Origin of the sequence: Gordonia oryzae (assembly GCF_003797185.1) — a bacterium.
Classification (GTDB): Bacteria; Actinomycetota; Actinomycetes; order Mycobacteriales; family Mycobacteriaceae; genus Gordonia; species Gordonia oryzae.
Map to the genome: position 1 here is coordinate 233,480 of NZ_RKMH01000004.1, position 12,399 is coordinate 245,878.

A 12,399-nucleotide genomic window follows, 5' to 3' on the forward strand; every position below is an offset into this window, starting at 1 on the left:
CTCGTCGCGCGTGCGCCTCAGCGCGCTACGCAACGAACAGGCACGCCCGCGCGATCTTGTCCATCCGATGGACGAGCGCCTCGCGCGGCAGCCCGCTGTCGAAGTTGACGATCGACTGTATGGCACCGATCGCGCTGTAGACCATCGCGCGCGCATTCGCCTCGTCGAGTTCCGGGCGGGTCTCGAGGAGAGTGGCAATCCACTCCTCGTTGTAGCGCCGCTGCATTCGCTTGAGCCGACGGGCATCCTCGGGGTTGAGGCTGCTGATCTCCTGGCGGTAGAGCTGCACCTCAAGGCGGCGGTCGATGCAGAAGTTGATTTGTTGATGGACGAGGCGGGTAAGGATGTCGCTGCTGGAGAGACCGGCATCAGCGATCTGCTCGGCCTCGTCGAGTAGATCGCTGATCGCCTTGTCGAGCAGAGCGACGAGCACGGCGTACTTGTTGTCGAAATGCCGGTAGATACCCGATCCGACGATGCCGGATGCGGAGCCGATCTCACCAAGACTGACAGCGTGAAAACCCCTGTCCGCGAAGAGGGTAGCAGCGGCGCTGAGGATCTTGAGCCCGCGTTCGGGGTCGCGCACGCGTTTGGCGCGCTTGGTGCCATGTGGTGCTGACAACCGCGCCGTCTCCTTCCCTCGTTCGCTCTCCGTCCTGGTTGGTGAGTGGACAGTAGTGATCATTCAATCACTCACCATTGGGTCCAACAAACGGGCGGGAATGTCGGTGTGGCGTGCGCGGAGGTATTCACCAAGGCCCTTGGCCTGCGCATCCGGGCGCACCGATGAGGCCACGCCGTCGCCGAGAAACCCGTCGATGACGAAATTGAGGGCACGCAAGTTGGCGAGCTCATACCTGGTGACGGTCAGTCCCGCGGCCTCGGGAATGAGTTCCACCAGACGCTCGACGGTGAGATGGTCGCACAACCACTCCCATCGCTCGTCGGTGTCGGTCCACACGCCCACATTCGCCCTGCCCCCCTTGTCTCCCGAGCGGGCGGCGATGACGCGCCCGATAGGTCTGCGCTGCGTTGGACCCCAATCCTGCTGGGCCACTATCTCTTCCGTACAACCGGACGTTCGCGGTTCGGCGACGCCGGGCGTATGCGGAATGACCTCGCGGTGCCCGTCGGCATGGACCACTGTGTGGGTGATCTCCTCGGCTTCCACCAGACACGGCCAGTACACGCCGAATTCGGTGGCCGAGGATGGTGGCGTTGTGGTGTGGAATCCCGCATAACCACCGAGTGCGAGTTCCATCAGCGAGTTCGAGAACGCGCGGTCGACCTTCTTGCGGTCACCGTCCTTCACCGTGACACGTAGATGCGCGCTGGCACGGGCGGCAGTGTCGGGATCGGGTGAGTCGTAGCGCAGTAGTTGAATATCGATGTCGTCGAAGGCATCTGCGCCACCGAGGATCTCCAGCATTTCCTCGGTCGCCCAGGCCGCCTTCTCCTCGATGTCCAGGCCGGTGAGTACCAAGGTCATCGTGTTGCGGAAGCCGCCGACATAGTTCATGGCGACTTTCAGTTGGGTTCCCGGCGCCGTGCCACGGACACCCGAAACGCGAACCCGGTGTTCGGCTTCCTGGGTGATCTGCGCGGTGTCGAAGTGTGCCACCACGTCGGGGTTGAGGTAGTGGGGGTGGTCGATCTCGTAGAGCACCTGTGCGGTCACGGTGCCCGGCGAGACCAGGCCGCCGGTACCGGGATGTTTGGTGATGACGGCCGATCCGTCGTGCGCGACCTCGGCGATGGGGAATCCGGGATAGCGGCGGTCAGTGATCTCGTGGATCTGTGAGTAGTTCCCGCCGGTGGCCTGCGGTCCGCATTCGATGATGTGGCCGGCCAACACGGCGCCGGCGAGCGCGTCGAAGTCGTCACGGTTCCACTTGTGCCACCACGCGCACGTTCCGACCACCAGCGAGGCGTCGGTAACGCGTGGGCAGATCACGATGTCGGCCCCTTGCGCCAGCGCGCTGGCAATGCCCCACCCACCGAGGTAAGCATTCGCCGACACCGGGTGCACGCCCGCGTCGGCGAGCGGGATGCCCTTGTCCAGGTGCCGGAATTCGTGTCCGGCGGACTGTAATTCGGCCAGCCGGGGCAGCACGTCGTCACCCTCGATGTAGGCGACGGACATGTCGACGCCGAGATCGGCGATGAGTTTCTCCAATTCATCGGCCAGGCCCGCGGGATTGAGCCCACCGGCGTTGACCACGATCTTGATGCCGCGCTCGGCGCAGTCCCGCAAGACATCGCGCGCCTGGGTCACAAAAGTTCGCGCGTAGCCGGTTGTCGGATTCTTCTGCTGGGCCTTCCACAAGATCAGCATCGTGAGTTCGGCCAGGTAGTCACCCGTCACGACATCGACGGGGCCGCCGTCGATCATCTCCCGGAAGGCGGCGAGACGGTCACCGTAGAAACCGGAGATGTTGCCGATGCGGACGGGGGGCCGGCGTGCGTGCGCGGTCGTCATAATGCTCCTGGCCGATCGTTGTTGGGGGTGCCCTGATCCGCGGCTGGGGGTGCGAACTGACCGGGGTCACGGCCTTGGCCGGCCGGTCCGGCAAAGGCCTGGGCGATGGTCATCCATTGATCTGCGACCGCACCAGAGATCTCCAGGGCGGTGTCGTCGCGATGGCGCCGTTGGGTGACCACAAGGCAGAAGTCGAGGGCCGATCCGCGGACCGAGTCTGTTGCTGCCGGGTCGCCCCACTGCCACACCGACCGACTGTCGGGTGCGGTGAGTTCGACGAACACCGGGACGGTCGGCACGTCGAGTCCGCGAGTACGGAAACTGTTGGGGAGGGCAAGCACACCGATGCGGCAGACGTTCTGCAGGCGATCGGTGGGCTCGCGGACGACGCCGAGGGCATCGGCGACGTCCTGACCGTGTGCCCAGGTCTCCATGATGCGGGCGGTGATCTTCGAGGGCAGACTCATCGCCGGCCCAAACCAGGGGACGCGCTGGGCGGGATCGGCGGCGAGCATCGCCGCGGTCAGCTCGGCGCTCTCCGAGCGCCACCACTGCAGCATCTCGGTGCCGGTCCTATCCGCATAACGGGCGCCGACCTCGTCGACGTAGCTCTGCAGATCGTCCACGTCGTCGTCACGCAAGGACTCGAATGCCACCGGATCGGCGATGGCGAGTCGGGTGATGCTGTCGAAGTGGGCGAGGTGGGCGATCTGGTCGCGGATGGTCCAGCCCACGGCCGCAGTGTCGATGTCCCAGTCGGCATCGTCGAGGGTCGCGAGAATCTCCTGCAGCGCAGCGGCTTCGGCGCTCAGATCCGCGACGAGTCCGGCCACCACCTCTGTGCGGCTCATCGTCCCCGCCAGACGGGGGTGCGCTTCTCGGCGAATGCGCGCGGTCCCTCTTGCGCGTCTTCGCTGAGATACACGGGTGTCCAGATGGCCTCGGCGGCGTCGAAGGCGTCGTCTCGGTGGTGGCGCGCCGCAGCGTAGACCGTGGCTTTGCCCGCACGTACCGACAGCGGTGCGTTTGCGGCGATGCGCGAAACCCATTCTCTTGTGCGCGTCATCAGCTTGTCGTACGGGACCACCTCGTTGACCAGGCCGACCTCATAGGCCCGCTGGGCTGTCAACGGATCGCCGGTGACCAGCATCTGCATGGCGATACGTGGCGGGAGCAGCCACGGCAGCGGCGCGGCCCAGGGCGCGCCCCGGCCGATCTTGATCTCGGAGATGCCGAACCTCGCGTTCTCCACCGCGATCACCAGGTCGGCCGACTGCGCCAGCAAGAAGCCGCCACCGTAGGCTCCACCGTTGACTGCCGCAATGACAGGCTTGGTCATCGGTACCGTCCGATTAGGTTGCGGCACATAGTCCGGCGGCGGGACCGTCAGCGACACGTCGGCCATCTCCTTGAGATCGCCGCCGGCGCAGAATGCCTTGTCGCCGGCGCCGGTGAGCACCACCACCGACACCTCGGGGTTGGCCTCGGCAGAGACGAAGGCCGTCTTGAGACCTTCACGCACCGCCCTGTTCAGCGCGTTGCGCGCCTCCGGGCGATTGATCGTGATCCACGCGGCGCCGCCTTCGACGTTGTAGAGAACCTCGTCGGTCATTGGCCTTGCACCTCGGAGTTGTCCTCAAGCACGATCAGGACGGTTCCGGTTTCCACGGAGCGGCCCACCGAGACGGGGATCTCGCTGACCACCGAATCGGTTTCGGCCACAATGGAATGCTCCATCTTCATGGCTTCGAGGACGAGTACAACAGTGCCTGCGGCGACTTCGTCGCCCACAGCGACCTGCACACGTGAGACGGTGCCTGGCATGGGAGCGACGAGCGACCCCGGGGTGATTGCCTCGGTGGAGTCCGGGAATCGGGGCACGTCGACGAACTCGATGCTGCCCGATGCCCACGTCACCAGGCGGGAGTTGTGGCCGGTCGACATGGTGAATCGACGACGCACCCCATCGGTCACGATGTCGACGTCGGTGGGTGTCATCGTCAGCACCTGCGCGTTTACCGGCTGGCCATCCACCTCGAACCGCGGGGCGACGCCGAGACCGTAGCCGACACGCACCACCTCATCGCCGACAAGATATTCGCGAGACTGCAACTGGGCGAGATTGTTTCGGAAACCCGAGGCGATTCCGGCCAACGCTCGCGCCTGGGCCCGCTGCTCGGACTGGTCGGCGAGTGCGGCGGCCAGAGCGGCAGCCCGCACCGTGGCGGCGTCGGGCCGTCCGATCAGGTCTGGGATGTCGCTGCGGTCCAGATAGTGGGTGTCGATGTCGCCGGCGGCGAACTCGTCGCTGCGCAGAACACCCACGAGCAGATTGAGATTGGTGGTTACCCCCTGAATCCTGCTGCGTTGCAGGGCACGTGCCAGACGTGTGGTTGCCTCCGCGCGGGTGGCACCGTAGGCGATGACCTTGGCCAGCATCGGATCGTAGTTGGTGGAGACCACATCGCCGGACCGCACACCGGTGTCGAGCCGGATACCGGGTTCCATGGCGATCTCGAACAGATCGAGATGGCCGGCCGCAGGCAGGAAGCCGTTGGCGGCGTCCTCGGCGTAGATACGCGCCTCGATCGCGTGCCCGGTGATGGTCGGGGCGGTCGCCGCCGATGGCAGCGGGGCGCCATTGGCGACGTCGATCTGCAGCCGCACCAGGTCGAGTCCGGTGACCAGCTCGGTGACCGGATGCTCTACCTGCAGGCGGGTGTTGACTTCGAGGAAGTAGAACCGACCGTCGGGGGCCAGGAGGAACTCGACGGTGCCCGCGCCGACGTATTCCAGCGTTCTTCCCGCTTGGACAGCCGCCGCACCCATGGTGGCGCGCAACTCGGGACTGACTGCGGGGGATGGGGATTCCTCCACAATCTTTTGGTGACGACGTTGGATCGAGCACTCACGTTCGTTGAGGTGAACGATGGTGCCGTGCGTATCACCGAAGATCTGGATCTCGATGTGGCGCGGTTCGTCGAGGTAATGCTCGAGGAAGACGGTGTCATTGCCGAAGGCGGCATCCGCCTCGCGCCTCGCGGAGGCGATGGCGTCGATGAGCGCGGCATGGTCGCGGACGATACGCATTCCGCGTCCACCGCCACCGAAGCTGGCCTTGACCAGTATCGGCCAGCCCACCTCGTCGGCCAGCGCGGGGATGTCGGCGTCGGCGACCCCGGTCAGGTCGCAGCCCGGCAGCACCGGCACCCCGGCGTCCTTCATGAGGTCGCGGGCGGTGAGCTTGGAGCCCATGAGTTCGATGGCCCTGATACCCGGACCGATGAACACGATACCGGCTTCGGTGCACTGCTCGGCGAATTGTGCATTCTCCGAGAGGAATCCGTATCCGGGGTGGATGGCGTCGGCACCGACTCGCTGCGCTGCGGCCAGCACCAGGTCGGCGCGCAGGTATGACTCGGCGGGCGTCGTGCCGCCGAGCGGCACGGCTTCGTCGGCCTCGAGCACGAACAGGGCATCGGCATCGGGGTCGGAATAGACGGCCACGGTGTAGACACCCATGTCGCGGCAGGTACGGAAGACCCGGCGCGCGATCTCGCCGCGGTTGGCGACGAGGATCTTGGTGATCACGGTAGGCACCTCACATCCGGAACACCGCGAAGCCGCGGGTTCCCTCGATCTTGTTGTTGTGGCACATCGACAAGGAGATCCCGAGGACCGACCGGGTATCACGCGGATCGATGATCCCGTCGTCGAAGCCCTGGCCACTCATGAACAGCGCCAACGACTCTGCTTCGACCTTCTCCTCAAGTGCGGCTCGCCGAATGTTGTCGGCCTCCTCGTCGAATGGACGTCCTGCGGCTGCGGCCGCTTGCCGCGCGACGATCGACATGACGCCGGCCAACTGCTCGGGCCCCATGATCGCGGTCTTGGAGTTCGGCCAGGTGAACAGCAGTCGCGGATCATACGATCTGCCTGACATTCCGTAATTGCCTGCGCCGTATGAGGCCGCCATGTTGATGGTGATGTGCGGTACCTTCGAGTTGGTCACCGCGTTGATCATCTTGGATCCGTCTTTGATCATGCCTTGCTGCTCGTACTCGGTGCCGACCATGAAGCCGGTGGTGTTCTGCAGGAAGATCAAGGGCGTATCGGTCTGGTTGCACAAGAGAATGAACTCCGCGCCCTTTTTGGCCTCGGCGTTGAAAAGCACACCGCGTGCGTTGGCCAGAATGCCCACCGGGAAGCCGTGAATGGATGCCCAGCCGGTGACCAGCGCGGTACCGTAGAGCGGCTTGTATTCCTCGAATCGTGAGCCGTCGGCGACGCGGGCGATCACCTCGCGCGGATCGAAGGGCACCTTGAGATCCACCGAAGCGATGTCGAGCAATTCGTCTGCGGAGTAGAGCGGTTCGTCGGGTGACTCGGTCGGGCCGGGGCCCGCCTTGCGCCAGTTGAGATGTTCGACTATCTCCCGGCCGAGAGAGATGCACTCGAACTCGTCGTGCGCCAGGTAGTCAGCAAGACCTGAAGTGCGGGCGTGCATTTCGGCACCACCGAGGCTCTCGTCGTCGGCGTCCTCGCCGGTGGCCATTTTGACCAGTGGGGGGCCACCGAGAAACACCTTGGCCTGGTTGGCGACCATGACCGTATAGTCACACATGCCGGGTACGTATGCGCCGCCGGCCGTGGAGTTGCCGAACACCAAGGCGATGGTCGGTACTCCCGACGCCGACAACGCGGACAGATCGTGAAACAGCCGTCCAGCCGGAACGAAGAGCTCGGATTGCCGCTCGAGGTCGCCGCCGCCGGACTCCACCAGGTTGATCAACGGTAGGCGGTTCTCGCGCGCGATATGCATGGCGCGCAACACTTTTTTCCAAGTGTACGGATTGGACGCGCCGCCACGCACGGTCGGATCGTGCGCGACGATCATGCACTCGACGTCGCTGACCACACCGATTCCGGTGACCACGCTGGCACCCACCGCGTATTCGGTACCCCAGGCCGCGACCGTGCCCAGTTCGAGGAAGGGTGCGTCGCGGTCGAGGAGTAGCTCCACGCGCTCGCGGGCCAGCATACGGCCGCGATCACGATGCCGCGCTGTGTATTTCGCGCCACCGCCGGCGTTGGCCAACGACTGCTGGCGATGGAGGTCGTCGATCCGTTCCAGGTTCCCGGTGCGGTTGGCACGCGCCGTCTCCGACCGAAAGTCGAAGGTGCTCTGTAGTGTTTTCATCGGCACTCGTCTCCTTCGGAAAGTCTTCAGTACGACCGGGGGAGGCCGAGGGAGTGGCCGCTGACGTAGTTGAGAATCATCTCGCGGCTGACCGGGGCGATCTTGAGCAGGCGCGCCATCCCCCAGAGGTGTGCCAGTCCGTACTCGGTGGCCAGGCCGTTGCCGCCGTGGGTCTGGATGGCGGTGTCGATAGAATGCAAAGCCGACTCTGCGGCGAGGTATTTGGCCATATTCGATACCTCGCCGGCGGGCTTACGGTTGTCGTGGCACCACGCGGCCTTGGCCATCATCAGACGAGAGGCCTCGAGTTCGATGGCGGCCGCCGCCATCGGATGTGCCACACCCTGGTGGCTGCCGATGGGCACCCCCCACACCTCGCGCTCGCTGGCATACCGCGCTGCCTTGGCCAGCGCGTAGCGGGCGATGCCGTTCTCGATCGCCGCACCGGTGATTCGCTCGGGATTGAGCCCGCGGAACACGATCTCCATACCGGCATCGACCTCGCCGACACGGCGGTCGTCGCCGACGCGGACATCGTCGAAGGACAGGGTGAACTGCTTCTCCGGAGCGCGCACCTCGACCGGAATCATGTTGCGCTGCAGACCCGGTGCGTCGGTATCGACGACGAACAGCGTCATCGTGCCGCGACCGGAGTCGGTGGTGCCGGTGCGCGCAACCACCAGAAGGTGAGAGGCCTCGTCGACACCGGAGATGTAGTACTTGGTGCCGCGCAGGAGCCATCCGTCACCGTCGCGGGTGGCCGTGGTGGAGATCTGGTGACTGTTAGAGCCCGCATTGGGTTCGGTGATGGCGAAGACCATCTTGTCGCTGCCGTCGGCCATTGCTGGTAGCCAGCGCTGCTGTTGCTCAGCGGTCCCGAAGTCCTTGAGCACCTCCCCGGAGATCGCGGCCGACACCAGCAGCAACAGCAGCGGTGACCCGGCTGCCGCGGTCTCTTCGACTACGATGGCCAGCTCGGCGATCCCCGCTCCGCCACCACCGTATTCCTCGGGTAGGTTGACGCCGAGGAAGCCGTGCTCGCCGAGTGCCGACCACAGCTCGTCGGTCTTGGCGTCGCGGGCCAGGACATCGCGGAAGTACTCGTCGCCGAAGCGCTCACACAGCTTGGCGACTGCTCGACGCAGGTCCTGATGCTCGGCGGACTCTTCGAAGTTCATCCGGTATTACCTCTTCTGATCTCAGGTATGGAAGGTGGTGCAGTCAGGAATGCAAGGCGCGTAGTTTGTATTTGAGGACCTTGCCGCCGACGGTCTCCGGGAGTTCATCGGTGACGATGATTCGCTTGGGGGTCTCGTAGCCGGCCAATCGTTCACGCGCGTAGGCGATGACATTGTCCGGATCAATATCTGCACCCTTCACGGGCACGACGACGGCGGTCACCACTTCGCCCCAGCGCTCGTCGGCGAGTCCGATGACGGCGGCTTTCTCCACCAACGGATGTCCGACAACAACCGATTCCACGCGCAGCGATGAGACGTTCTCGCCCCCGGTCTTCACGATGTCCTTGAACCGGTCGACCATGATGCGCAGGCCGCTCTCGTCGTACATGCAGCTGTCGCCGGAGTGGAACCAGCCATCGGCGAAGGCTGTCCGGGTGGCTGCCTTGTCGCGGTAGTAGCCGGCGGTGACGCTGGGGGTCCGATAGACCGCCTCGCCGGCGACTCCTGGTCGTCCGGCGAGCGAATTGCCCTCCGCATCAACGATCTCCGATGCCAGCAAGGCGCTGGGGAGACCGACGTAGTTGGTGGCGGGCGCAGTGGTGCGGTAGACATCGACCTCGCGCGACGGCCAGAATCTGTGGCAGGCGATTGCTTCGGTCTGTCCGAAGATGCCCATCATCTTCAGTTCCCGCGCCTGTGCGCGGAGTTTATCGAAGATTGCCGGTGGTACCGCGCCCCAGCCGTAGACCAGGACGGTCAGTGAGGAGATGTCCTGCTCGGCGACGGAGGCGGCATCCGCGAAGGCCGCGACCATCGCGGGGGAACCAGCCCACAGCATGGTGATCCGGTGGTCGGCGACAGCCTTGGCGGCCACCACTGGGTCGGGACGCCGCCCGAGGATGAAGGTACCGCCGGCGGCAAAGGTGGCGAGAATGAAGATGGTGTGACCGACGTGGTAGATCATCGGCAGTTGTGTTCCCGAGACGAGGTCGGACTCGATGTCGAGGCCGCGGGTCAACGACAAGGCGAATCCGTGTGCCGACATTGTGCCGCTGACATGGGACATCATCGCCGCCTTCGGCATCGACGTAGTCCCTGAGGTGAACAGGATCTCCCAGATGTCGTCGCCGTGGATGGCCACTTCGGGTTCGGAGGTGGGTTGGTCGTCGACGAAGTCGGCGAACGACACCGACCCAGGAGCGATCGCGCCGCCGATGGGGATGGTGACGTCGATCGCCAAGCCACTCGGCTCGAGGCTGCGCGTGACGTGGTCGACGAAGGCGCCGTCAACCACGACCAAGCGAGGCTCGATCCTGCGCACGATATCGGCGATCACGTCCGGGGCCATCGACGGATTGAGTGCCGCGCCCACCGCACCTGCTTTGGCGGTGCCGAGCTTCATGGCGTACCCCTCGGCGGAGTTCTCACCGACGATGAGCACGATGTCGCCGCGTCCGACGCCACGCCCGGTCAGCGCCTGCGCGATCTGGTTGGTGAGTTCGTCGAGCTGGCGATAGGTCAACGACGCGAACCGTTCATCGCCATACGCGTCAGAAAGTGCAAGCAGCGCAATACGATCGGGGTGGCTCCAGGTCACCCTCTCGACCAGGTCGGTCACGCTGACCCGGTTCCACCGGTCGTCTGCGTGCCGTCCGTACAGGGCTTCTACGTCGAAGGTCACGATGTCTCCTACTCGGCTCGCTCAAACGTCCGATCCGCCTCCGGCTCGAGCGTAGTCAATCCTCATTCACTAATCAATAGATTCGGCCACTTGCCCGCGGCTGACCCACGCATGACCTTATCTCGCCAGGTAGTGACAATTGGGGAGAATTGCTGAAACCCTTGCGAGCCGTACTGAGTCCCTGTTTCACTGATCATCGAAGTACATCTACATTCACTAGGAGGCCTCAGTGACCACCAACGCGCTCCAGTCGAATCTCGTCCACCGTGTGAATGTTGGGGACAGCCTGACGCGTAGCGCTGCGCGTACGCCGTCGGCGACCGCGGTGGTCGAAGGAGAGCGACGGATGTCCTACGCCGAGTTCAATATCGGTGTGAATCGGCTGGCGCATGCGCTCACCGACCGCGGTATCGGCACTGGTGACGCGGTGTCCCTGGCTTCGGGCAACAGTATCGAATTCCTGATGGTGTACTACGCCTGCGCCAAGCTTGGTGTGGTCTGTGTGCCGATCAACCTCGCCTGGCGTGCCCAGGAGGTGGGCTACGTCCTCAACGACTCGGCGGCGCGGATCTTTCTCGTCGCAGACACTTTGACCTCTGTCATGTCGGCCGCGGTGAAAAGCGCCGCGCGTATCGAGCGAGTCATCGTGATCGGTAAGGGCGCAACAGGATCGGGTGGCACGACGTTCGGTGACACTCCGGTCGAGAGCTTCGACGACCTGGCAAGCCACGACGACAGCTCCGAACCCGAGGTGGTAGTGGACGACCGCGCGGCACTGACCTACCTCTACACCAGCGGCACCACCTCGGCGCCCAAGGGTGTCGTGGGCAACCACACCGCGGTGTATCTCGAATCGATGACGATGGTGATCGAGGGTGCTTTCCGTCCCGATGACCGATTCGCGGCGCTCCTGCCGATGTTCCACACCGCTCAGCTCAACTGTCACTGCACCACCGCGATCATGGTGGGCGCGGCGATCCACATCTTGCCGGGATTCGACGCGGGGCAATTGCTGTCCCTGATCGAGGCCGAAGGCATCACTCAGCTGTTCGGGCTGCCGATGATGTTTCGCGCCATGCTCGAACACCCGACGATCGGAGAACGGAACCTGTCGAGTCTGCGACGTGCGCTCTACGCGATGGCGCCCATGCCGCAGGATCTGCTCGAGCGCTGTATCTCCACCTTTGGCTGCGAGTTCTATCTGCTCTTCGGTCAAACCGAGATGAGCCCCACCACAACGATATTCCGTCCGGAGAACCAACTGACCCATCCCGGCGCGGTTGGCACGCCCGTAGTCAATGTGCAGGTGGCAATCGTCGACGAGGCAGGCAACCCGGTCCGGCAGGGGGATGAGGGCGAGATCGTCTATCGCGGCCCGCATGTCATGACCGAGTATCTCGGTCGGCCGGACGACACCGATGACGCGTTCCGAGATGGCTGGTTCCATTCCGGTGACATCGGGCGCTTCGACGAGGACGGGATCCTCTGGTTTGTCGACCGCCGTAAGGATGTCATCAAGACCGGCGGCGAGAACGTCTCCTCATTGGAGGTCGAAAAAGCGCTCTACACAGCGGCTCCCGAGGCCGCCGAAGTGGTTGTGGTCGGGTTGCCTCATGCGCATTGGTCGGAGGCGATCACCGCGTTCGTGGTTCCGAAGGAGGGCGCGCACATCGACCCAGCGATCGTCCGCACGAACATGGGTGCGCACATCGACGCGTACAAGATTCCCAAGCGGATCATCGTGGTCGGAGAACTGCCGAAGACGGCCACCGGCAAGATTCAGAAGAACATCGTGCGCGAGGAGAATCTGGCGTTGTATGACCAAGGGTGGTCTGGCAGCAAATGATGCTGGCGGGCT

9 protein-coding genes are annotated in these 12,399 nt (G+C 64.4%); 1 reads left to right on the plus strand and 8 read right to left on the minus strand.

All coding sequences use genetic code 11. The features are described from left to right. Window positions 1-25 precede the first annotated feature (25 nt). From EF294_RS07025 to EF294_RS07060, 8 genes are all read right to left on the minus strand, one after another. Window positions 26-622 (minus strand): TetR/AcrR family transcriptional regulator, encoded by a 597-nt coding sequence (locus EF294_RS07025; RefSeq protein ID WP_185090968.1) that lies wholly within the window; start codon window positions 620-622, stop codon window positions 26-28. A gap of 63 nt (window positions 623-685) precedes the next feature. Next, a complete protein-coding gene (locus EF294_RS07030; protein ID WP_123927328.1) occupies window positions 686-2,479 on the minus strand; it encodes an acyclic terpene utilization AtuA family protein in 1,794 nt (597 codons plus the stop codon). Next, on the minus strand, window positions 2,476-3,330 hold the full coding sequence (locus EF294_RS07035) for a TIGR03084 family metal-binding protein (protein WP_123927331.1): 855 nt from the start codon (window positions 3,328-3,330) through the stop codon (window positions 2,476-2,478). The genes EF294_RS07030 and EF294_RS07035 overlap by 4 nt, the downstream gene beginning before the upstream one ends. Further along, a complete protein-coding gene (locus EF294_RS07040) occupies window positions 3,327-4,091 on the minus strand; it encodes an enoyl-CoA hydratase/isomerase family protein (protein ID WP_123927335.1) in 765 nt (254 codons plus the stop codon). Before EF294_RS07040 ends, EF294_RS07035 begins: the two co-directional genes overlap by 4 nt. Beyond that, a complete protein-coding gene (locus EF294_RS07045) occupies window positions 4,088-6,070 on the minus strand; it encodes an ATP-binding protein (RefSeq protein ID WP_123927339.1) in 1,983 nt (660 codons plus the stop codon). The genes EF294_RS07040 and EF294_RS07045 overlap by 4 nt, the downstream gene beginning before the upstream one ends. Window positions 6,071-6,080: 10 nt before the next feature. Continuing rightward, complete coding sequence (locus tag EF294_RS07050; protein WP_123927342.1) at window positions 6,081-7,679, minus strand: acyl-CoA carboxylase subunit beta; 1,599 nt, start codon at window positions 7,677-7,679, stop codon at window positions 6,081-6,083. A gap of 26 nt (window positions 7,680-7,705) precedes the next feature. Further along, window positions 7,706-8,857, minus strand: a complete 1,152-nt coding sequence (locus EF294_RS07055; RefSeq protein WP_123927345.1) for an acyl-CoA dehydrogenase family protein — start codon at window positions 8,855-8,857, stop codon at window positions 7,706-7,708. A gap of 43 nt (window positions 8,858-8,900) precedes the next feature. Continuing rightward, window positions 8,901-10,541, minus strand: coding sequence for an AMP-binding protein (locus EF294_RS07060; protein ID WP_221182445.1), 1,641 nt, complete (start codon window positions 10,539-10,541; stop codon window positions 8,901-8,903). Between the two features lie 229 nt (window positions 10,542-10,770). On the opposite strand from EF294_RS07060, the gene EF294_RS07065 reads away from it, so the two are divergent. Further along, window positions 10,771-12,387 (plus strand): AMP-binding protein, encoded by a 1,617-nt coding sequence (locus EF294_RS07065; RefSeq protein WP_123927353.1) that lies wholly within the window; start codon window positions 10,771-10,773, stop codon window positions 12,385-12,387. Window positions 12,388-12,399: the final 12 nt, after the last annotated feature.

Excerpts from the sequence above, each read along its gene's own strand:
- EF294_RS07030 (WP_123927328.1), bottom strand. The coding sequence starts at position 2,479 with ATGACGACCGCGCACGCACGCCGGCCCCCCGTCCGCATCGGCAACATC.
- EF294_RS07035 (WP_123927331.1), bottom strand. The coding sequence starts at position 3,330 with ATGAGCCGCACAGAGGTGGTGGCCGGACTCGTCGCGGATCTGAGCGCC.
- EF294_RS07040 (WP_123927335.1), bottom strand. The coding sequence starts at position 4,091 with ATGACCGACGAGGTTCTCTACAACGTCGAAGGCGGCGCCGCGTGGATC.
- EF294_RS07050 (WP_123927342.1), bottom strand. The coding sequence starts at position 7,679 with ATGAAAACACTACAGAGCACCTTCGACTTTCGGTCGGAGACGGCGCGT.
- EF294_RS07055 (WP_123927345.1), bottom strand. The coding sequence starts at position 8,857 with ATGAACTTCGAAGAGTCCGCCGAGCATCAGGACCTGCGTCGAGCAGTC.